17 protein-coding genes and 1 pseudogene are annotated in these 20,530 nt (G+C 66.8%); 6 read left to right on the top strand and 12 right to left on the bottom strand.

Translation table 11 applies throughout. The features are described 5' to 3' along the window. Positions 1-232: 232 nt before the first annotated feature. Together cbiE and G3446_RS21770 are read left to right on the top strand one after the other, a co-directional pair. Complete coding sequence (gene cbiE / locus G3446_RS21775; protein WP_164455249.1) at positions 233-1,450, top strand: precorrin-6y C5,15-methyltransferase (decarboxylating) subunit CbiE; 1,218 nt, start codon at positions 233-235, stop codon at positions 1,448-1,450. 131 nt (positions 1,451-1,581) lie between these two features. Then, the gene (locus tag G3446_RS21770) at positions 1,582-2,226 is read left to right on the top strand and encodes a Uma2 family endonuclease (protein ID WP_164455247.1); all 645 of its coding nucleotides are present in this window, start codon (positions 1,582-1,584) and stop codon (positions 2,224-2,226) included. On the opposite strand, the gene G3446_RS21765 is transcribed toward G3446_RS21770, so the two are convergent. Next, positions 2,175-3,479 carry a cobyrinic acid a,c-diamide synthase CobB gene (locus G3446_RS21765; RefSeq protein ID WP_164455245.1) on the bottom strand — a complete coding sequence of 435 codons (1,305 nt, stop codon included), beginning with the start codon at positions 3,477-3,479 and terminating at the stop codon, positions 2,175-2,177. The genes G3446_RS21770 and G3446_RS21765 overlap by 52 nt on opposite strands. A gap of 171 nt (positions 3,480-3,650) precedes the next feature. Here G3446_RS21765 and G3446_RS21760 point away from each other — a divergent pair, with 171 nt between their 5' ends. Further along, complete coding sequence (locus G3446_RS21760) at positions 3,651-4,112, top strand: cobalamin biosynthesis protein (protein ID WP_164455243.1); 462 nt, start codon at positions 3,651-3,653, stop codon at positions 4,110-4,112. Here G3446_RS21760 and G3446_RS21755 read toward each other — a convergent pair. The 6 genes from G3446_RS21755 to G3446_RS21730 all read right to left on the bottom strand — a co-directional run bounded on the left by G3446_RS21755 (position 4,064) and on the right by G3446_RS21730 (position 11,815). Beyond that, positions 4,064-4,867: an ATP-binding cassette domain-containing protein gene (locus G3446_RS21755; protein ID WP_164455240.1), complete on the bottom strand. Its 804-nt coding sequence runs from the start codon at positions 4,865-4,867 to the stop codon at positions 4,064-4,066. The genes G3446_RS21760 and G3446_RS21755 overlap by 49 nt on opposite strands. Further along, a complete protein-coding gene (locus G3446_RS21750) occupies positions 4,864-5,871 on the bottom strand; it encodes a FecCD family ABC transporter permease (RefSeq protein ID WP_164455251.1) in 1,008 nt (335 codons plus the stop codon). The genes G3446_RS21755 and G3446_RS21750 overlap by 4 nt, the downstream gene beginning before the upstream one ends. A gap of 13 nt (positions 5,872-5,884) precedes the next feature. After that, on the bottom strand, positions 5,885-6,715 hold the full coding sequence (locus tag G3446_RS21745) for an ABC transporter substrate-binding protein (protein ID WP_164455238.1): 831 nt from the start codon (positions 6,713-6,715) through the stop codon (positions 5,885-5,887). 105 nt (positions 6,716-6,820) lie between these two features. Beyond that, on the bottom strand, positions 6,821-7,369 hold the full coding sequence (gene cobU, locus G3446_RS21740) for a bifunctional adenosylcobinamide kinase/adenosylcobinamide-phosphate guanylyltransferase (protein ID WP_164455236.1): 549 nt from the start codon (positions 7,367-7,369) through the stop codon (positions 6,821-6,823). 158 nt (positions 7,370-7,527) lie between these two features. Continuing rightward, on the bottom strand, positions 7,528-11,301 hold the full coding sequence (gene metH / locus G3446_RS21735; protein WP_164455234.1) for a methionine synthase: 3,774 nt from the start codon (positions 11,299-11,301) through the stop codon (positions 7,528-7,530). Positions 11,302-11,488: 187 nt separating this feature from the next. Further along, positions 11,489-11,815 (bottom strand): cysteine-rich small domain-containing protein, encoded by a 327-nt coding sequence (locus G3446_RS21730; RefSeq protein WP_164455232.1) that lies wholly within the window; start codon positions 11,813-11,815, stop codon positions 11,489-11,491. Positions 11,816-11,877: 62 nt separating this feature from the next. Between G3446_RS21730 and G3446_RS21725 the strand changes: the two genes are divergently transcribed. Beyond that, positions 11,878-12,456, top strand: coding sequence for a Uma2 family endonuclease (locus tag G3446_RS21725; RefSeq protein WP_164455230.1), 579 nt, complete (start codon positions 11,878-11,880; stop codon positions 12,454-12,456). A 33-nt stretch (positions 12,457-12,489) separates the two neighbouring features. On the opposite strand, the gene G3446_RS21720 is transcribed toward G3446_RS21725, so the two are convergent. The 3 genes from G3446_RS21720 to bchE form a co-directional block, all read right to left on the bottom strand. Further along, positions 12,490-12,669: a hypothetical protein gene (locus G3446_RS21720; protein ID WP_164455228.1), complete on the bottom strand. Its 180-nt coding sequence runs from the start codon at positions 12,667-12,669 to the stop codon at positions 12,490-12,492. Positions 12,670-12,913: 244 nt separating this feature from the next. Next, on the bottom strand, positions 12,914-14,482 hold the full coding sequence (locus G3446_RS21715) for a cobyric acid synthase (RefSeq protein ID WP_164455226.1): 1,569 nt from the start codon (positions 14,480-14,482) through the stop codon (positions 12,914-12,916). Positions 14,483-14,868: 386 nt separating this feature from the next. Next, positions 14,869-16,509, bottom strand: coding sequence for a magnesium-protoporphyrin IX monomethyl ester anaerobic oxidative cyclase (gene bchE / locus G3446_RS21710; protein ID WP_164455224.1), 1,641 nt, complete (start codon positions 16,507-16,509; stop codon positions 14,869-14,871). A 329-nt stretch (positions 16,510-16,838) separates the two neighbouring features. On the opposite strand from bchE, the gene cobF reads away from it, so the two are divergent. Beyond that, positions 16,839-17,621: a precorrin-6A synthase (deacetylating) gene (cobF, locus tag G3446_RS21705; protein WP_164455222.1), complete on the top strand. Its 783-nt coding sequence runs from the start codon at positions 16,839-16,841 to the stop codon at positions 17,619-17,621. 751 nt (positions 17,622-18,372) lie between these two features. Next, entirely contained in the window at positions 18,373-18,771 is a 399-nt protein-coding gene (locus G3446_RS21700) for a hypothetical protein (protein WP_164455220.1), read from the top strand. 187 nt (positions 18,772-18,958) lie between these two features. Here G3446_RS21700 and G3446_RS28805 read toward each other — a convergent pair whose 3' ends face one another. Together G3446_RS28805 and G3446_RS28340 are read right to left on the bottom strand one after the other, a co-directional pair. Continuing rightward, positions 18,959-19,291, bottom strand: a complete 333-nt coding sequence (locus G3446_RS28805) for a group II intron maturase-specific domain-containing protein (RefSeq protein WP_342450183.1) — start codon at positions 19,289-19,291, stop codon at positions 18,959-18,961. 44 nt (positions 19,292-19,335) lie between these two features. Continuing rightward, positions 19,336-19,680 (bottom strand): annotated as a pseudogene (locus tag G3446_RS28340) (IS481 family transposase); the annotation flags it as partial. Positions 19,681-20,530 lie beyond the last annotated feature (850 nt).

Genomic DNA, 20,530 nt, shown 5'->3' with positions numbered 1-20,530 from the left:
GGAATGCTCAGCCAGACAGTGGCTCTGATGCGCGAGATTCGGCTCCGCAGCAATGTCGACGCCCATCGAGCTTTCTTATGGATTGGACGCAAATTGGACTTGCTTCGAAACAGAGTATCTACGACCGCGGCATCAGGATCTGAACATCCAGCATGGCAAGGGTCTACTAAATGACAGCTCACGATCTCTACTTTTATTGCCCGCAGCCTCCAGCACCTCGATGCGAGACACCATGAGCGCCTGGCTGACCATCGTCGGCATCGGCGAGGACGGGCTCGCCGGACTCGGCGAGGCGGCTCGCCATGCCGTCTCGAGTGCCCGGACCCTGTTCGGCGGCGAGCGCCACCTCGCCATGATCCCGGCGCGCGAGGGACAGCAGCGGCGCCCCTGGCCCAGCCCCTTCAGCGCGGCCTACGACCAGCTCCTCGCGCATCGCGGCGACCCGGTTTGCATCCTCGCCAGCGGCGACCCCATGCTCTTCGGCATCGGAGGCAGCCTCGCCGCGCGCCTGCCGGCGGATGAAATGCAGATCATCCCAGCCCCATCCTCCATGTCGCTCGCGGCCGCACGCCTAGGCTGGCCGCTCCAAGACGTGCAGCTGGTCCCCGCCCACGGGCGCCCGCTCGAGCGCGTCAACCTGCATCTGGCGCCTGGGGCCCGCTTGCTGGTCCTGTCCGCCGACGGCGACACCCCGGCCCGACTGGCCTTACTCCTGGCGGCCAGGGGCTACGGCCGCAGCCGTCTCAGCGTCTTCGAGCGCGTCGGCGGCCCGGCCGAGCGGCGGCTGGAGGGCACCGCCACCGCCTGGCCGCACCCCCTGTGCGACGCCCTCAACCTCATCGCCGTGGAATGCGTCCCAGACCCGGAGACTCGACCGCTCTCGCGGCGCGGCGCCCTCCCCGACGACGCCTTCGAGCACGACGGCCAGCTCACCAAGCGCGACGTCCGGGCGGCGACCCTGGCGCGACTCGCGCCGCTCCCCGGCGAGCTGCTGTGGGATGTCGGCGCCGGCTGCGGCTCCATCGGCATCGAATGGATGCGCGCGGACCACGGCTGCCGCGCCATCGCCATCGAGCCCAATGCCGCACGGCGTGAGCGCATCGCACGCAACTGCAGGAGCCTTGGCGTGCCGGATCTCCAGCTCGTCGCCGGCCACGCGCCCGGGGTGCTAGAGGGGCTGGAGCCGCCGGATGCCATCTTCATCGGTGGCGGCCTGACGGTCGAGGGCGTCGCCGAGCGCTGCTGGCAGGCCCTCAAGCCGGGCGGCCGGCTAGTCGCCAATGCCGTCACCATCCAGAGCGAGGCCTTTCTGGTGGGATTGCGCGCGCGCATCGGCGGCGAGCTGACACGGATCTCGGTCGCCCACGCCAGCCCGCTCGGCCGCTTCGACGGCTGGCGCACGGCGATGCCGGTGACTATTCTGGTGGCGGAGAAGCCAGGGTCCGAGTAGCGGCCCGAGGGCCGGCGTTCGCTCAAGCCCGGGTGCCCCCGCGCGCCACTGCGGCATTGGGCTTACGCGCCCGGATCCGTTAGCCTTGGCACTCAGTACCAACGCAAGTCTCTGTCGACCGGGTGATCACCATGAACAGCCCCGCCGAGCACATCGGCTTCGATGCCGAGCACTATCTGGCTTGGGAAGAAGCGCAGGACGAGAAGCACGAGTACCTCCGCGGCGAGGTCTTCGCGATGGTCGGCGCACGGCGCAATCACGTGGTGGTCGCCGGCAACCTCTTCGCAGCCTTCAAGCAGCGTCTGCGCGGCGGTCCCTGCCAGGCCTACATCTCCGACCTCAGGCTCCGCGTGGAAGCCGCGGACGCCTTCTTCTACCCGGACGTCATGGTCTCCTGCGACGCCCGCGACCATGCCGCGACCCGCTTCATCGAGCACCCGACCCTGATCGTCGAGGTGCTCTCGGATTCGACCGCGGCCTTCGATCGCGGCGACAAGTTCGCGGCCTATCGCACCCTGCCCGCGCTGCAGGAATACATCCTGGTCGACATCCCAGCGCGCCGCGTGGAGAGCTTCCGGCGCGCGACGGATCCGGAATGGCTCTTCCATGCCTACCCCGCGGACTCGGGCGAGTGCCGCATCGCCTGTCTCGATCTGTCGGTCTCCCATGATGAGATCTTCGAGAATGCCTCGCCCGAGTCACCCGAGGACTCGACGGAGCCGGATCAGTCAGGCAAGAAGAGCGCGGCGGCCGCTTCCGGCGCCGAGGGAAAGTAGAGGTGAAGATAACTGGCCCTGACTGGACCCTGGCGGTAGAAGGGCTCGCCCGGCTCGCCGTCGCGCTGCCGCGTGCCGAAGGCGGCTGGCTGGACCCGGCTCTGCATCCTCGAGTGATGGAAGCTGTGCCCGCGCAGGCAGCCCTGAGGCAGCGCAAGCGCCTGCATCCCTAGGCCCGCGAGGCGCTGCTGCATGCGCGCCTCGCCCGGCAGGAGGCCAGCCAGCTCGGCCTCGACGCCTGCCTTGTCGGCTAGGCGCTCCAGCAGGTAGAGCATCCCGCCGCACTCGGCATAGATGGGGCGGCCGGCGGTGACGTGCGCGCGTAGCGCCTCCCGCATGGCGACATTCTCGGAGAGGGCCTGGAGATGCAGCTCGGGATAGCCTCCCGGCAGGTAGATGGCGTCCGCCGCCACCTCGCAGTCGACGAGGGGCGAGAAGACGCTCAGCTCGGCCCCCAGAGTCTCCAACAACCTCAGGTTGTCCTCGTAGATGAAGGAGAAGGCGGCATCCCGCGCCACCGCGATGCGTTGCCCCGCGAGCAAGCGGGGTAGCGCGGGCCGCTCGGCCGGGGGCTGGAAGGCGATGGGGTCCGGCAGCTCGGCCAGCGCCGTCTCGCCGATCCGGTCTGCGACGGCCTCCAGACGCTGCTCGAGATCCGCGATCTCGGCGGCTTGCACCAAGCCGAGATGACGACTGGGCAGGGCCGCCTCGGCCAGGCGCGGAAGCCTCCCCAGATAGGGGACGGCTTCCGGCATCCCGGATCGAAGCATCTCTTCATGACGCGCGCTCGCGACCTGGTTGGCCAGGACGCCGTGAAACCTGAGTGTGGGCCGATAGCTCGCCAGGCCGAGCGCCAAGGCCCCGAAGGTCTGCCCCATGCCCTTGGCATCGATCAGGGCCGCCACCGGAAGCCCGAAGGTCTCGGCGAGATCCGCGCCCGAGGGCGTCCCGTCGAAGAGCCCCATGGCACCCTCGACCAGGATGAGATCCGCCTCGCCAGCGGCCTGGTAGAGCTTGCTCCGGCAGCCCTGCTCGCCGACCATCCAGAGGTCGAGGGGATCCACTTCCGCGCCACTGGCCCGAGCCAGAATCATCGGATCCAGGAAGTCGGGGCCTGTTTTGAAGACCCGCACGCGACGGCCCAGTCGATGGTGGTAGCGGGCGAGCGCGGCGACCAGGGTCGTCTTGCCCTGCCCCGAGGAGCAGGCGGTGAGAAAGAGCGCAGGGCAGTAGCGGGTAGACAGAGACGGCATCGGGCGTGTTCCTAGGGCCTCTAGCATGAACAGAAACGGCAAACATTCCGGGATCTTCGAAACCCGCTCGCGACGACCTCGAGCGACGGCGCGCATTTCTGTGGGAGCGCCGCCCCGGCGCGACGAGCCCCGCTCCGCAGTTCGCGGCGAGACGCCGCTCCCAGCATTCCCATGACGCGGGCAATCCCGGTCTGCATCGGACTCGGCTTCCAACGTGGAGTCGCGCTCGCCACACTGGCAGCGGCGATCGAGGCCGCGCTCGCCGAGCTCGGCCAGGTCGAGGTCCGCTGCATCGCGAGCCACCAGCGCAAGGCGGAGGCGCCCGCGCTGCTGGAGCTTGCACGCCGCCGCGGCTGGCGGCTCCGATTCTACGCGCCAGAGGAACTCGCGGCCGTCAGGGTCCCCAATCCCTCGGACTCGGTCGCCGCCGCAGTCGGAACGCCGAGCGTGGCCGAAGCTGCAGCCCTGTTGGCCGCCGCGAGCCCTGAGCTGCTCTTGAAGAAACAAGGCCACATCGGACCCGACGGCAAGGGCGTGACCATCGCGGTTGCGCGCTGCCGGGGGCTCGGGGCGGCGGCCGAGGATCAGGCTCCGCCCGAGGCGGGAGACTCGCAGGCCCAAGGAAGCACATAGCCTTGCCCGTCATGCGCCCCCGTGACGGCACGGATCCCGTAGACCGAGCGCAGGCTCTCGGCGGTCAGCACCTCCGCGGGCGCCCCCAGCGCGATCCGCTCGCCCTGGTGCAGCAGCAAGAGCCGATCGCAGAAGCGGCTTGCCAGCGTGAGATCGTGCAGCACCAGGATCAGGCTCCCGCCGCGATCGCAGTGCTGGCGCAGGAGCCTCATGACCTGGAGCTGGTGTCTCGGATCCAGCGCGGCGACCGGCTCGTCGGCCAAGATCAGTGGGGCCTGAACGGCCAGCACCCGCGCCAGCCGGGCCCGTGCGCGCTCGCCACCCGACAGCTCGGTTACCTTGCGCTGCCTCAGGTGCGCGATGTCTGTGGCCTGCAGGGCCGCCTCGACGGCGGCGCGGTCCTCGGCGCTCGGCGCCCCAGCACCACGCCACCAGCTGCCGCGGTAGGGGTGACGGCCGAGCGCGACCAAATCCTCGACGGTGATCGGCCATTGCACGACATCGCCCTGGCTCAGGTAGGCAATGCGGCGTGCGCGCTCCGGAGCCTCGAGCCCGGCCAGGTCCTGGCCGTCCAACCGAATCCGCCCCTGATAGGGGAGCAACTGGGCGGCGGCCTTCACCAGGGTGCTCTTGCCGGCACCATTGGGGCCAATGAGCCCGAAGAGCTCACCTGCGTCAACCGCCAACGACAGGTCGCGCAGACGCGTCTTGCCGCCCAGGCGGACCGCGAGCCGGTCGATCCTGAGCCGGCTCACAGCAAATCCCTCCGCGAGCGCAGCACCAGGCCGAGGAAGAAGGGCGCGCCGACCAGGGCGGTGACCACCCCGAGCATCAGCTCGCGCGGCGTGTCGAGCAGCCGCAGAGCGATATCGGCCGCAAGCACCAGCAGAGCGCCACCCAGAGCGCTCGCGAGGAGGAGGCGCCCCGGCCGATAGGCGACGAAGCGCCGCAGCAGGTGCGGGACCACCAATCCCACGAAGCCGATGGTCCCGGTGACGGCGACCGTGGCCCCGACGCTCAGGGCCGAGCCGAAGATGATGAGCCCGCGCAACCGTCGCAGATCGACGCCGAGCGTCGCGGCCTCGGCCTCACCCAGGCTGAGGACATCGAGCGCGGGCGCGGCCATGAGCAGGAGGCCAAGCCCAAGCAGTACAAAGGGCAGACAGAGCCGCACCTCCTCGAAGCTAAGATCGCTGATCGAGCCGAGGAGCCAGAGCACGATATCCTGCACGCCGCCCGGATCGGGCGCGAGATTCAGGGCCAGCGAGGTCAGCGCCCCGGCCAGGGAGGACAAGGCGACGCCGGCAAGGATCAGGGTCAGGTTGTTCGAGCCAGCCCGCGTCAGGGCGTAGAGGAGCAGGGTCGCCACCAGGGCGAAGGCCATGGCCGCGGCGGGCAGTATCCAGAGGCTGATTGCGGTCACACCAAAATAGAGCACCAGGACCGCGCCCAAGCCAGCACTCGACGAGATCCCGAGCAGACCCGGCTCGGCCAAGGGGTTGCGCAGGAGCCCCTGCAGCGCGGCACCCGAGGCCCCCAGCGCCAGCCCGACCAGCCATGCCAGGGCGACGCGCGGCAGCCGAATCTGCTGCACGATCAGCCGGTGCTCCTCCGGCCCGGTGCCGAGCAGGCCGCCGACCACCTCGCCGAGCGAGAGCGGCGCGCTGCCGAAGCGCAGCGAGACCAGACTGAGCGCCAGCAGCAGCCCGAGCAGCAGCAGATTCAGGGTCAAGGGTCCGCGCGGAGAGGCGCCGTCCATCGAGGTCAAGCGATCAGTCTCCCCGCGCCGGCATCGCGCCCAGCGTCAGCCGATCCAGCTGCGCCGCAATCTGCTCGGCAGCACCGACCAGCTCGAGCCCACCGCATCCCCAGGCGTTTCCCGGGATGCGGATGCTGGGAGCTCGCTCCAACAGGCCCCTGAGCAGCGGATGACGACCATAGGCCGAGCCCGTCTTGGAGCGGGTGCGATCGAAGTAGCCAAGTAGGAAGACATCCGGCGGAGCGGTGACGAGCCGCTCCAGGGGAAAGCGCCCCCAGCCGGACAGGCCTTGCTCTGCGGCAAGATTCCGCAAGCCGAGTCGGGCAATGACGTCATCGACATAGGTGCCCTGCCCCGCCGTGCCGCCATTGGGCCGCAGATAGAGCATGCGGTAGGGCCGCGCTCGCGCCGCCAGGACACGCATCCGCTGCTCGGCGTCCGCGGCCTTGGCCTCGCCCACCTCGGCGCGTCCGATTTTGGCGGCAATCTCGCGCGTCGTGCCGAGTGTGTCCGACCAGTCGCGCGGATAAGGCACGGCAATGAGACGGGTGCCCTCTGTGGCAAGGAGAGCGGCGTGTCGCTTTGCGGCCCAGCCCGAATAGACCAAGGCGATGTCCGGCTTGAGATAGAGCAGATCCTCGACGCTGCCCCGGTTCGCCGGATAACGCCGGGCCAGCTCGGCCACCGGGGAGACACGCGGATCCTGGCTCTGGCGCGAGACCGAGAGGATTTGTTGCGGGGCGGCGATTTGGAGCAGCAGGAAGTCGGAGCAGAGGTCGGTGCTGACGACCGTCGGCAGCGCGGCCTGGGCCGAGAAGGCGCAGAGCGCCAGGACCAGCGCCAATCGGGTGGGAGCCGTGCCTCGCCGCGGCCGGACGCCCGTCGCGCCGGGGCGGCGCTCCCATCTTTGGGAACCTGGGGGAGACCTCTGTAGACCGCTCAAGGCCGCTCAGTCCAGAGGCGTCCCAAGGCGGGCGAGGTCGAGGACATGCCCGCCCGCAGCCAGATAGACGGCCGAGCAGCACGGACCGAGCCGTCGGGTCAGGCCGCCGAGCCGATCGCGGAACTGACGCCCGATCGGATAGGCCGGGATGACGCCCCAGCCAGTCTCCTCGGCCACCAGGATGACGGGCGCAGAACAGTGCGCGAGGGAGCTCAGCAGCCGCTCGACGCGCATCTGCCAGGTCTCATCGTCCAGCTCCAGCAGATTCGCCACCCAGGTCCCGAGCGAGTCGATCAGCAGGCAGGCATTCGACTCGGCGTGCGCTCGGATCTCGACCTCCAGCTCGGTCGGCACGCAGAGCGTCTCCCAATCCGACGGTCGTCGGGCGCGATGGGCCGAGATCCGCGCGGACCAATCGGCGTCGTCCGGATCCTCTCGGGCCGTCGCGACATAGAGCACCGGCCGGCCTGAGTCGGCGGCCAGCCGCTCCGCCCACTCGCTCTTGCCGCTGCGGGCCGGGCCGGTGACCAGGATCGCACCCGTCCGATCAGCCATGATCGGTATCGCTGCCAACCCGTAGGGTGGACAAGCGCAGCGCAGTCCACCAGCGCCGGCAGGGGATTCGGTGGACTGCGCTCTCGCTTGTCCACCCTACGCCTGCGCCGCTGACCAAGAGCTGGCAGCTGGGAGCTGGAGGCTGGCCGCTCACCGAATCAGGTGTCATAGCCAAGCACGGGCGCGAGCCAGCGCTCCGCTTCCGCGACGGTCATGCCCTTGCGCGCCGCATAGTCCTCGACCTGGTCCTTCTGGACCTTGCCGGTACCGAAGTAGCGCGCCTGCGGGTGCGAGAAGAACCAGCCGGACACAGACGCCGTGGGCATCATGGCGAAGCTCTCGGTGAGGGTGACGCCGATACGCCGGTTCGGCTCCAGCAGCTCCCAGAGGGTGCCCTTCTCGGTGTGGTCCGGGCAGGCGGCGTAGCCGGGCGCGGGGCGGATGCCCTGGTACTTCTCGGCGATGAGCGCGGCGTTGTCGAGCTGCTCGTCCGATGCGTAGCCCCAGAAGCGGGTGCGCACCAGCTGATGCAGGCGCTCGGCGAAGGACTCGGCCAGACGGTCGGCGAGCGCCTTGAGCATGATGGCGCTGTAGTCGTCGTGATCCGCCTCGAAGCGCGCCAGGTGCTCCTCGATGCCGACCCCGGCGGTCACCGCGAAGGCGCCGAGCCAATCGGACTGGCCGCTCTCGACCGGGGCGATGAAATCGCTCAGGCAGAGGTTCGGCTGCTTGCCGCCGGACGCACGCGCCATCTGCTGACGCAGATTGTGCAGCCGGGCCGCAACCTGGGTGCATGCCTCATCCTTGTAGAGCAGGATATCGTCGTCATCGACCGAGCTGGCTGGGAAGAAGCCGAGGACGCAGCGCGCCCCGAGCCAACGCTCGCGCACCAGCTGGTCGAGGAGCTTCTGGGCGTCGTCGTAGAGCTTGCGTGCCTCCTGACCGACGATCGCGTCGTCCAGGATGTCCGGGAAGCGGCTGCCGGCCAGCTCCCACGCCTTGAAGAAGGGCAGCCAGTCGATGGTGCCGACCAGGTCGTCCAGCGGGAAACCGTCGATGGTCGCGATGACCGCGTCGCCCGCGCGCTCGAGCTGGATCTCGAACGGCAGATCGCTCAACCCCCGAGCGTCCGTTTCTGGCGTCAGCAGCGCGGGCCGCTGCGGCCGATAGGCGGACCAGTCGACGGGCACCTTGTTGGCGCGCGCCTCCTTGATCGCCATCGACTTACGCGTGGCGCCGCGTGAGGCACGCTCGACGCGCATGCGCTCGTACTCGTCTCGGATACCGGCGACATAGGACGCGCGCTGCTCGGCGCTGAGCAGATTGGAGACCACGCCCACGGCGCGCGAGGCGTCCGGGACATAGATCACCGGCTGCTCGCGCTGGGGTGCGATCTTCACCGCCGTGTGCAGCTTGGAGGTCGTCGCGCCGCCGATCAGCAAGGGGACATCGATGCCCTGACGCGCCATCTCCTTGGCGACATGCACCATCTCGTCGAGCGACGGCGTGATGAGTCCGGAGAGCCCGATGACGTCGACCTGCTCCTCCTTGGCGCGCTGGAGGATGGTCTCGGCCGGCACCATGACGCCGATGTCGATCACCTCATAGCTGTTGCACTGCAGGACCACGGCGACGATGTTCTTGCCGATGTCGTGCACGTCGCCCTTGACGGTCGCGATCAGGAACTTGCCGTTGCTGCACGCCTCGCCGCCCGTCGCGGCCTTCTCCTCCTCCAGGAAGGGCTGCAGATAGGCGACGGCCTTCTTCATGACGCGCGCCGACTTGACCACCTGGGGCAGGAACATCTTGCCCTCGCCGAAGAGGTCGCCGACATAGTTCATGCCGGCCATCAGCGGACCCTCGATGACCAGCAGCGGACGCCCGAGCGCCTGGCGCGCCTCCTCGGTGTCGGCATCGATATAGTCCGTGATGCCCTTGACCAGTGAGTGCTTGAGCCGCTCCTCCACCGACCAGCTGCGCCACTCCTGATCTTCCTGGCGCGGGCCGGCCGAGCCGTCGCCCTGATACTTGGGCGCGATGTCGAGCAGCCGCTCGGTGCCGTCGTCACGGCGGTTGAGGATGACATCCTCGACCGCCTCGCGCAGCTCCTCGGGCAGGTCGTCATAGATGGCGAGCTGGCCCGCGTTGACGATCCCCATGTCCATACCCGCCTTGATGGCGTGGTAGAGGAAGACGGCGTGGATCGCCTCGCGCACCGGGTTGTTGCCGCGGAAGGAGAAGGAGACATTGGAGACACCGCCTGAGACCTGGGCGTGCGGCAGCGTCTGCTTGATCTGGCGCGTCGCCTCGATGAAGTCGACGGCGTAGTTGTTGTGCTCGTCGATGCCGGTGGCGACGGCGAAGATGTTGGGGTCGAAGATGATGTCTTCGGCCGGGAATCCGACCTGCTCGGTCAGCAGCCTGTAGGCCCGGGTGCAGATCTCGACCTTGCGCGCCTGGGTGTCGGCCTGGCCGACCTCGTCGAAGGCCATGACGATGACCGCCGCGCCATAGCGCCGGCACAGGCGCGCCTGCTCGATGAACCTCTCCTCGCCCTCTTTCAGCGAGATGGAGTTGACGATGGGCTTGCCCTGGCAGCACTTGAGCCCGGTCTCGATGACCTCCCACTTGGAGGAGTCGATCATCACCGGGACCCTGGCGATGTCGGGCTCGGCCGCGGACAGGTTGAGGAAGCGGCGCATGGCCGCGACCGCGTCAAGCAGGCCTTCGTCCATGTTGACGTCGATAACCTGGGCGCCGTTCTCGACCTGCTCGAGCGCGACGCTGAGGGCCGTGTCGTAGTCCTCTTCCTTGATCAGCCGCTTGAAGCGGGCGGAGCCAGTGACATTGGTCCGCTCGCCGACGTTGACGAAGAAGGACTCGGCGGTGATGTTGCAGGGCTCCAGCCCGGAAAGCCGGCAGGCCGGGGCAATGCTCGGCTTGACGCGCGGGGCCATGCCCTCGACGGCCTGGGCCATGGCGCGAATATGGTCCGGGGTGGTGCCACAGCAGCCGCCGATGATGTTGAGGAAGCCGCTGCGCGCCCAGTCGGCGACCTCCTCCGCCATCTGCTCCGGCCCGAGGTCATAGCCGCCCAGCTCGTTCGGCAGGCCGGCGTTGGGGTGGGCGGAGATCATGCACTCGCCGATGCGCGACAGCTCCTCGACATAGGGACGCAGCTCGCTGGGGCCTAGGGCGCAGTTGAGGCCGATGCTCAGCGGCTCGGCATGGCGTAGCGAGTTGTAGAAGGCCTCCGTCGTCTGCCCCGTCAGGGTGCGCCCGGACTGGTCCGTGATGGTGCCTGAGAGCATGATCGGGCGCTCGACCCCGTCCTCGTCGAACACCTGCTTGACGGCGAAGATGGCCGCCTTGGCGTTCAGGGTGTCGAAGATGGTCTCGATGAGGATGATGTCGGCGCCGCCCTCGATCAGCCCGCGGGTCGACTCGGCATAGGCCGCGACCAGGGTGTCGAAGTCGATGTTGCGCTTGCCGGGATCGTTGACGTCCGGCGAGATGGAGGCCGTGCGGTTGGTCGGGCCGAGGATACCGGCGACGAAGCGCGGCTTGTCCGCCGTGCTGTGCTTCTCGGCGGCCTCGCGCGCCAGCCGCGCCGCGGCGACGTTGATCTCGTAGGCCAGCGCCTCCATGCCGTAGTCGGCCATGGCGATGCGGGTACCATTGAAGCTGTTGGTCTCGATGATGTCGGCACCGGCCTTCAGGTATTCCTCGTGGATCCCGCGAATCACATCCGGCCGTGTGAGCACCAGCAAATCGTTGTTGCCCTTGAGGTCGCTCGGCCAGTCCGCGAAACGCTCGCCGCGATAGTCGGCCTCGGTCAGGCCGTGACGCTGGATCATGGTGCCCATGGCACCGTCGAGGATGAGGATGGATTCGGCGAGACGCCGGTGCAGCAAGGAGACTGAATCAGACATGAAAGCTCGCGGATTCCGGTTCTGGGCGACGCAACCAAACGACCCGCGGCCGCCGGGGAGCCAGGCGACGCTCGATCACGCGCATTGAGACATTTTGTGAGGAAAGGCCGATCTAAGGAGCCCTTCGCGATGGAAGCGAGCCGTCCAGCACCGAGATGCGCCCTCTAGCCTGCCCTTCTCGGTGGGCCTATCGCGCTCGTCCGGCGTCGCGATAGGGCTCGCTCTGCTCGCGCCCGTCCCAGACCCGAGGCCGCTCCAGCCATTTTTGAATGAAGGACCAGGAGGCGTGATAGCCGTCGTGAGGGAGGCGACAGCGGGAGCAGTCCTTGCGCCTCAGCCCATGCTTGTCGGTATAGACCCGATAGGGTCCGGGACACTCGAAAGCAATCAGGGGACAATAACAGAAAAGGCAGTTGAATTCTCGCTTGACCCCTTGATGACAAGGGATAAAGGGGCAATCCGCGTTGGTGAAGCCCTTGTAGGCCTGCTGGCTGGTCGTGTCTTTGGGCTGCATGGTCGCTTCAGGTCAGTGGTTATACTAGGCGTAGACGTCCAAGTCGAATCCGAGGTGCCGCCATGAGCCTTGCCGCCCAAGAACCCTACCTGGATCCCGAGGAATATCTGATCGCCGAGCAGGCCAGCGATATCCGCCACGAGTACGTCGCGGGTCAGCTGTTTGCCATGCCGGGCGCTGGGGAGGCGCACAACCGCATCGCGGGCAACCTCTTCTTCCATATCCGGTCAGTCACACGCGGCACGCCCTGCGGCGCCTTCGTGGCAGATATGAAGGTCCGGATCGAGACTCATGATGCCTTCTATTACCCGGACGTGGTCCTGACCTGCGATCGGGACGACCGCGAATCCCTCTACAAACAAGCGCCCTGCCTCATCGCGGAGGTTCTATCGCCCTCGACAGAGGCCATCGACCGGCGTGAAAAACTCATCGCCTATCGCACACTCCCCGCACTTCGATACTACATGCTGGTCAGTCAGGAGCGGCGTCAGGCCGAGCTCTACAGCCTTGGATCGGGCGGGGCCTGGCGACATCAGGTCGTCGAGGAAGAAGGCGAGCTTCGCCTGGAGTGCGGCGGGCTGGAGATTGGGTTTTCACTGGCGGATGTCTATGAGGATGTGGAGCTCAACGTACAGGCATGAAGTGCCACCGCCGCCGCGGCCATGCCCAAAGCCTCACTCGCTAATGATCTCCAACCGCCGCTCGATTCGATGGAGGCGCTCGTTCAGCGCGTCGATCGCCGCTTGCTGCCGCGCGATATCCTCCGCTGTCCCCGCTTCGTCGCGCCGAATCCCGGCGACGGCCGACTCCAGACGGTTGATGCGATGCTTGACGTCGCTGAATTCCGAGTGCATCTCCGTCTGCAAGGACGCGATCTGATTTCGCAGCGCGCGGAACTGCTCCAGAATCAGGTGCTCGATATCATCTGCTATGGCAATCTCGGTCAGTAACGCATGTCTCCAAGTCTATGCCGCAGCGGGAAGCCGTGACGATGCGCTTTCTGCACGCCCAAGAACCGAGAGCCTTACCCTCCAATAGCTCACCGTGCTCAGGACACAAGGCACATCGATCATGTGCCCCAAAGACACCTGAACGCTCTCAGCGCGCCAGCTCGAACAAGGCATCCAAATCCAGACAGGCCTCGCAGTGCTCTGCCAGCTCGTCGAGGGCCGCCTCGATCCTCGCCTCGAAATCGATCCGCGCCGCCTGGGCGCCGACCTGCTCGAGCCAGTGGGCACGGAAGTCGTCGGCGCCGAAGATACCGTGCAGATAACCGCCCATGACGCGCCCGTCCGCAGTCATGGCGCCTTCCGGGCGAACGCCGCCCGAGCCGTCCTCGAGCAGCAGCCAGGGCCGCTCCAGGCCCGCGCCCGTCGTGCGGCCCATGTGCATTTCGTAGCCGCTGACCTGGCAGTCGCTCCGCTGCTCCTTGCCGGCGATCTCGATCAGGCGCTTGTCGGCGCCGATCTCGGTCTCGATGTCGAGCAGACCCAGCCCTGGCGTCTCACCGGGATCGCCCTCGATGCCCTGCGGATCGCGCACCACGCACCCCATCATCTGATAGCCCGCGCAAAGCCCGACCACACGGCCGCCACGCCGCACATGGGCCTTGATGTCGATGTCCCAGCCCTCGCGGCGCAGCACCTCCAGGTCGGCGCGCGTCGCCTTGGAGCCGGGCAGGATGACCACGTCCGTCTCGGCCGGAATGGGCTGCCCAGGGTTGATCCAGCGCAGGTTGACCGTCGGCTCGGCGGCCAGCGGATCCATGTCGTCGAAGTTGGCGACACGCGACAGGCGCGGAATGGCGATGTTGAGCGTCCCGCCGCTGGTCTCCGCCGGACGCTCCAAGGCGAGCGAGTCCTCGGCCGGCAGGCGCGCGGCACCCTCGAACCAGCGCACCACGCCCCGGAAGGGCCAGCCGGTGATCTCGGTGATGGTGTCGCAGGCCGGCTCGAAGAGCGAGAAGTCGCCGCGGAACTTGTTGACGATGTAGCCGACGACCCGGTCGCGATCGGCCTGATCCAGCAGCAGCCAGGTGCCGACCAAGGAGGCCATGGTCCCGCCCTTGTCCAGGTCGCCGAGCACCACCACGGGCACCTCCGCGCGCTCGGCGAAATGCATATTGGTGATGTCGCAGTGGCGCAGATAGATTTCCGCCCCGCTCCCCGCGCCCTCGACCAGCACCAGGTCGGCCTCCGCACAGAGGCGCTCGAAGCTATCCAGCACCGCCGGCATCAGCCCCTGGCGCATCTCGTGATAGACGCGCGCCGGGCAGTTGCCTAGCGCCCGCCCGCGCAGCACCACCTGAGAGCCCACGTTGGTCTGCGGCTTCAAGAGCACCGGGTTCATGTGAATCGACGGCTGCACCCCGCAGGCCCGCGCCTGAAGCGCCTGCGCGCGGCCGATCTCGCCGCGCGGCTGCTCGCCGTCTGGCCCCGGCGCGGCGTCCGTATCCGTGGTCACCGCGGCGTTATTGCTCATGTTCTGCGCCTTGAAGGGCCGGACGACCAGACCTCGGCGCGCGTAAGCGCGGCAGAGCCCAGCGACCAGCATGCTCTTGCCGACATCCGAGGCGGTGCCCTGGATCATGAGGACGCGGGCGCGACGTTGGGCATGGTCACGCAGAGGAGGCAGATCGAGCTTGATGGCGGGGGCGGAATCGGGCATGGGAAATCAGTTGTCAGTTGTCAGGATGTAGGGTGGACGAGCGAGAGAGACTGTGAGAGTAATCCAAGCGCACCGCGAAGATCGCAGATTGGTGTAGGTTGGGCCGACGCAGGAGGCCCAACAATCAGAGCGTTAGGCTAGCCGCCATGTTGGGCTTCGTACCTCAGCCCAACCTACGCAGAATGTCTTCACAGTCTCGAGAGCGAAGTCCACCGAGCTCCGTGCCAGCGCTGGTGGACTGCGCTGCGCTTGTCCACCCTACCCCGCTCCCCAGTTCCTTGACGGCGAAAGCGAGGAAAAAGTTTCCTCTTAAACGCACGCGGGGCCTGCACCCAAGGGATGCAGGCCCCGCGTCCTGGCGGATGCCTCGGAGTCCCGAGAGCGGATCAGGCGTTTTCGTACTGCTTGATCTGCTCTTCGGTCATCTGCTGATCGCCGCCGCCGCAGGCCTTGGGGCCACCGCAGGCCTGCGGAGCCGCACCCACAGCGCTGACCGCTGGACGCTTGGCCGGCGGCGCCTTCTTCCAGGCGTTGTGATCCGGCTCGACGATCTTCGAGCGATCCTTGTCGTAGTCGAACTTGATGAACTTCTTGAACAGCGGACCCCAGTAGTTCTGCTTGCCCAGCTGATAGAAGCGACGCTCCATGGCGCTCTTGAGGAAGGCCTTGATGCAGCCGATCAGATACTTGCGGCGGAAGGGATCCTTCACCCAGGGGTACTGGAAAAACATCCGCTTCATGTAGAAGCGCCGGTAGTTGGCCATGACGCCGTCGAGCAGCTCGGCGCGGTCGATGTTGTCCGGCTTCATGATCGGCGAGACGAAGTTGTACTTCGAATAGTCGAAGACCTCGACCTTGTCGCCCATCTCGGCAAACATGTCGGAGAAAGGCCAGGGCGTGTACATCGACCAGTTGGCCATGTCGGCGCCCCAGTCCATGACCATCTGGTAGGTCTCTTCCAGGGTCTCCCGGGTCTCGTTCTCGAGGCCGACGATGAACTGCGCCTCGGTCACGATACCATTCTGCTGCAGCAGCTGGATGGCGCGCTTGTTCTGCTCGATCGTGGTCTCTTTGACGAAGCGGTCGAGGTTGAGCTGAGCGGCGGCCTCGGTGCCGAGCGAGATGTGGACCAGGCCGGCCTTGCGGTAGAAGGGCAGCAGGTCCTCGTCGCGCATGACGTCGGTCACACGGGTGTTGATGCCCCAATGGATGCCCAGATCGCGGTCGATCAGCTCCTGACAGAACTCGACGAACTTGGCCTTGTTGATCTGCGGCTCTTCGTCGGCAAGGATGAAGAAGCCGACGCCATGGACCTTCACCAGCTCCTCGATCTCGTCGACCATGCGCTTGGGGCTGCGCACGCGGTAGTCGCGCCAGAACTTCCATTGCGAGCAGAAGCTACAGGTGAAGGGGCAGCCGCGCGCCATGTTGGGCGTCGCAACCGGCACGCCGAGCGGGATGTAGATGTACTTCTTCCAGTCCAGGATGCCCCAGTCCGGCCAGATGGAGTCGACGTCCTTGATGGACGGCTCCGCCGGGGTGGCGACCACCTGATTGCTCTCGTCCAGATAGGCGATGCCCTGGACCTTCTCACGCTCTTCCGGCCAGCGACCTTCATCGATGCAGCGGACCAGGCTCAGGGTGACGGCCTCGCCCTCACCGCGCACGATGACGTCGATCCAGGGGGCCTCGGACAGCACCTGCTGGAACATGAAGGTGCCATGAATACCGCCGAGCACCGTGATGGCGTTCGGGCATTCTTCCCTCGCAATCTGCAGGACGCGCTGCGCGGCGTAGATCATCGGCGTCATGGCCGTGGTCGCGACGATGTCGGCCTTGGCGTCACGGATGGCGACGCGCAGCTGCTCCTCGTCCAGTTTGTCCACCAGGGCGTCGACGAAGTGGTAGTCCTCGTAGCCGCCAGACTTCAGGTAACCAGCAAGGTAGGCGACCCAAGCCGGCGACCAGTTGCCAGCGATATCGGCGGCACCGGCGCTATAGTTCGGGTGGACAAAAAGGATTCGCATTGTCAGCTCCGGGTTTTCAAGAACGGCCTGGCATGGACGCGGCGCACGGAAGCGGCACATCCGCCACAGTGAGGATGCGTCAGTCCTGCCGGCTCAAGCAACCTTCAAGTGGAAGGGGTTAATCAGCAACTCCCGAGCGGGATGAGCGCAATCGAGATCAAGTCGCCGATCATACCAATGACTCGGTAGAATCGCCACGCTGACAGTCATCGCCGCAACGCTGCCGTCACTGCTCGGCAGCGCGCTCGCCTCGCCCGTGTCGGCCGCCCTGCGGAACCTGCAGACACCGCCGCGCGACGCGCTCATCCACCGCAACCTCTCGAGAGACCATGAAGAAGCTGTATCTCATCGGTATGGGTCCCGGCGGACCCGAATACCTCACCATCCAAGCCATCGAGACACTCAAGCGGACCGACGTCTTCTTCATGCTCGAAAAGGAAGGCAAGGGCAAGGAAGCGCTCCTGCAGATGCGCGAGCACATCCTGACCCACTACCTCGGCGAATCCGGCTATCGCGTCGTCATCGCGACCAGCCCCCAGCGTCGCATGGAGGCCGACGGCTACAAGGAAGGCGTCAAGGTCTGGCACGACGAAAAGCGCGCGCTTTTCGAGCGCCTCGTCGACGAGGAGCTGGAAGAGGGGCAAAGCGGGGCCTTACTGCTGTGGGGCGACCCCGGCATCTATGACCAAACCGTCAGCCTCGTCGCCGACCTGGCAGCCTCCTCCGGCGGCACGCTGGACTTCGAGATCATCCCCGGCATCACCTCGGTCCAGATGCTCACCGCCCGCCACAAGATCCCCATGAACCGCGTGGGCGAGAGCATCACCATCACCACGGGTCGCCACGCCGAGAACTGCGACCCCGCCGATCTCGACAACGCCGTGGTCATGCTCGACTACAACGCCTCCTTCCAGCGCTTCAAGGGCCAGGACATGGACGTGTATTGGGCCGGCTATCTCGGCTGCCCCGACGAGATCCTGGTCTCCGGGCCGGTCGACGAGGTGTCGGACGATCTCCTCGCGACCAAGGCCGCCGTACGCGAAAAGAAGGGCTGGCTCATGGACATCTATCTGCTCCGCCGCCGCCAGCGACGCGGCAAAGGAGACGCTTAGCCCCCTAACGCCTTAGGCGGTTCCTCAAAATTGCCGCACCAACAACCCATCGTACTCCGGAAGCCAGCGAAGGGATGAAGACGCAGAGCCTCTGAGTGGAGCCTTGATCCCGCTGATCCCCGAGACGTCGCCCGCAAGCGGGCTCCTACACGCCCGGCTCGGTAGAAGCCCGCTTGCGGGGGATTGGTACGAAGATTCCCGGAAATCGCCTTCGCCCACTCCGGATCGCAGCAACAGCACAGCGAGACACACCGCATGGATTACACCAGCATCCTTAAAGCGCTGAACGAGGCCAGCCTCTTCGATCTCTACCGCCTCAACACGGCCATCCGCCGCTGCCGGCCAGGGAAGCGCAAAGCGCGAGGCCGGTAGTCCCGGGTAGGCGTGTGCGCGTGCGTATTGCCGTAATGACGAAGGACGTGAGTCCTTCGTCGTGAAGGCAATATGCAAAGCGCAGTCACACACGCCGTAGAGTCATTCGTCGTAGGGTCGTGCGCAGCCCGAGTGCGCCAACGGCGCTACTCGAGGCGGAGCAGCGACCCGGAGCGGGACGGCCCGGGCTGAGAAGGTTGTCGCCCTGCGCGAGTCCCGTCGGCGAGGGATCGACCCGACGGGTATCACGAGCGCAGACGCGACACTCCGGTATCAGCTCGAAGACCCGGCACGCATCCGCGCCGCGAAGCAGGCGCTGCGCGTCGGCCAAGAGGTCAGTTGGCTCAAGGGGGACGACAATCGCCTGGTCCAGGCCCGGGTGCTGCAGATCAACCGCACCCGCGCCCTGGTCGAAGACCTCGAGGACGGCAAGCGCTGGACCATCCCTTTCTACCTGATCAATCTCGAAGGACGGGACATCGATATCGCCCCGACCAAGCCGCGCGGCCTGGACCGCAACAGCGTCAAGGTGGGCGACCGTGTCGCCTTCAGAGACCGCCGAGGCGAAGAGCATTTCGGCGAAGTGACCAAGCTCAATCAAAAGACCGCCGCGGTTCAGGTCGGCGCGGTGCGCTGGCGGGTCGCCTACGGCCTGCTCGCACCCGTGATCGAGGGCGATCTCGGTGCCGACGACCTGGCCCTGCCCGGCACTTGGACACGCATTGAAGAAGGCAAGGATGGATCCGAAAATCAGGATACAGAGGAGCCGCGCGAGTGAAATAAGGCGATTTCCAGGGAAGCTTATACCAGAGAGGAGGTCGAGGCGCCGGCTTCATCGCTCGGCCGAGCGACGTCGGGTCGGGTCAGCCGCTCAATCCGATAGGGGTAGGGAAGGCTCTCGCCTCCCCTCCCTCCGAACCGTGCGGGCAGTTTTCCTGCACACGGCTCTCCGGTCGGTTGTTTCCTCATCGGGATTGGCTCGCCTGGGCATGAGCTGTCGTCAGGGTGAACAGCCCTTGCGCAGCGAAGAAGGCATTGGGCCAGCGTTGATGATCCTGCTGGGAATGACCGAGACGGCCTTCGCGGTGCGCGTGCCGACGCAAGATCGCGCGCAGGCGGCGGCGCACGAAGCCGTCGATGCTTGGGAATTCCGTGCGATAGGCGTGCTTGAAGTAGCCGAACCAGCCTTTGAGCACCGGGTTAAGCTCGGCGATGATACAGGCCAGGCTGTCCCCGCGGTTGCGTCGCGTGCGGGCTCGAATCTTGTCCTTGAGGGCGTTGCGGCTCTTCTTGCGCACCCAGCCTCGAGCGCCTTCGAAGCGGTAGCCGAGGAACTCGAAGCCCTGGCCCCGTTGCCAATGACGCCGAGCAGCAGCGGGGTGATCCAGGCTCCGGCCGCGGTCAACACCTTGCGCGAGCCGTGGTGGAAATCCAGATGCCACAGGGCCGCGACGTGCTCGACCTCGAAGCTGCGCACCTCGCGCTGTTCCAGGTGATCACGTGCCGCCAGGGCAGCGGCGGTGTCGCGCTTGGGCGTGGCGCGGCGCACCATCCCCCGGGCTTTCAAATAGCGCCGCACGCTCGGGTAGGACGGCACCGGGGTGGCGCTGCCGGCAAGCAGCGTCACCGCGAGGTTGTCGTGGTGCAGCTGGGCGGTCCAGCCCGGAGTGTCGCCGTGCTCGTGATAAATTTTGGGACATCCCTGTCCCAAAATGACTGCGCTCGGCGACAGCCTTTTCGCCCCGATTCGCCCTGCGTCCGTGGCGCTACGCCGACCTCTCGCACGCGCGAGGCCGGCTTCGCACCACTCCCTCAAATGGCTTGACGGCGTGTCGGACGCGCTTGCATATGGCCTACGCGGCTCCGGGATCTCGTGGACCTGTGGTCCACGGCGACCCCTTCGCCACTGCGGCCATACGCCCGCGCCGACGCCTATCGGGGACGTGCGACACGAGGTCGCACGCGTATTGATCAAGGAGCTCGATCCGGTGTTCTGCCACCGGTACCCTACCGAGCCGTGCGTTGGGGGTAACCCCGGGGTGCGAAGCGCTCGGGACACTGTGGCCTCCGCCTGATCCGCGGGCAACCGAACCGTGAGGTGAGGTTGCGACTACCAGCCTCAAGGTGGTCGGGAGCTGGGGTTGAAGGATAAGGCTAACTGAGGTGAACCGCTGTTGAGCCGTCGTGATAGGCAACATGCCAAAGAGGCTGACAGGCATGAACCAAAAGGTAAGCAGTCAGGTCGGGGGAGCGTCCTATTCCCTCGCGCAGATGATGCACTGCCGGCGGAAAGGCGGAGCCTACGTCCTTCAGAAATGGTACGCGTGTGGAACGTGGTAAGCCCGACCGGCCCCGCACGGATCGCGGAAGCCCCCTCTGTCAGGATAGATGTCGCCTCCCACCCGGGAGATGATGTGCAACCTTGGGGGTATTTGGATGCTGCCGGATTCGCGCGGGCGGGCCCGCAAACGGGAGGGGCCCCGGGGGGGCCAGGGCGGTTGGCGGGCCCCCCCCCCGCGCGCGCCCCCCCGCCGACC

The organism is Thiorhodococcus minor (assembly GCF_010820565.1).
Lineage (GTDB): Bacteria > Pseudomonadota > Gammaproteobacteria > Chromatiales > Chromatiaceae > Thiorhodococcus > Thiorhodococcus minor.
This window is presented reverse-complemented; position numbering and strand designations above follow the sequence as displayed.

Bases quoted from the DNA above. Each gene is read 5' to 3' on its own strand.
- cbiE (WP_164455249.1), top strand. From the start codon at position 233: ATGAGCGCCTGGCTGACCATCGTCGGCATCGGCGAGGACGGGCTCGCC.
- G3446_RS21770 (WP_164455247.1), top strand. From the start codon at position 1,582: ATGAACAGCCCCGCCGAGCACATCGGCTTCGATGCCGAGCACTATCTG.
- G3446_RS21765 (WP_164455245.1), bottom strand. From the start codon at position 3,479: ATGCCGTCTCTGTCTACCCGCTACTGCCCTGCGCTCTTTCTCACCGCC.
- G3446_RS21760 (WP_164455243.1), top strand. From the start codon at position 3,651: ATGACGCGGGCAATCCCGGTCTGCATCGGACTCGGCTTCCAACGTGGA.
- G3446_RS21750 (WP_164455251.1), bottom strand. From the start codon at position 5,871: ATGGACGGCGCCTCTCCGCGCGGACCCTTGACCCTGAATCTGCTGCTG.
- cobU (WP_164455236.1), bottom strand. From the start codon at position 7,369: ATGGCTGATCGGACGGGTGCGATCCTGGTCACCGGCCCGGCCCGCAGC.
- metH (WP_164455234.1), bottom strand. From the start codon at position 11,301: ATGTCTGATTCAGTCTCCTTGCTGCACCGGCGTCTCGCCGAATCCATC.
- G3446_RS21730 (WP_164455232.1), bottom strand. From the start codon at position 11,815: ATGCAGCCCAAAGACACGACCAGCCAGCAGGCCTACAAGGGCTTCACC.
- G3446_RS21725 (WP_164455230.1), top strand. From the start codon at position 11,878: ATGAGCCTTGCCGCCCAAGAACCCTACCTGGATCCCGAGGAATATCTG.
- G3446_RS21720 (WP_164455228.1), bottom strand. From the start codon at position 12,669: ATGCACTCGGAATTCAGCGACGTCAAGCATCGCATCAACCGTCTGGAG.
- G3446_RS21715 (WP_164455226.1), bottom strand. From the start codon at position 14,482: ATGCCCGATTCCGCCCCCGCCATCAAGCTCGATCTGCCTCCTCTGCGT.
- bchE (WP_164455224.1), bottom strand. From the start codon at position 16,509: ATGCGAATCCTTTTTGTCCACCCGAACTATAGCGCCGGTGCCGCCGAT.
- cobF (WP_164455222.1), top strand. From the start codon at position 16,839: ATGAAGAAGCTGTATCTCATCGGTATGGGTCCCGGCGGACCCGAATAC.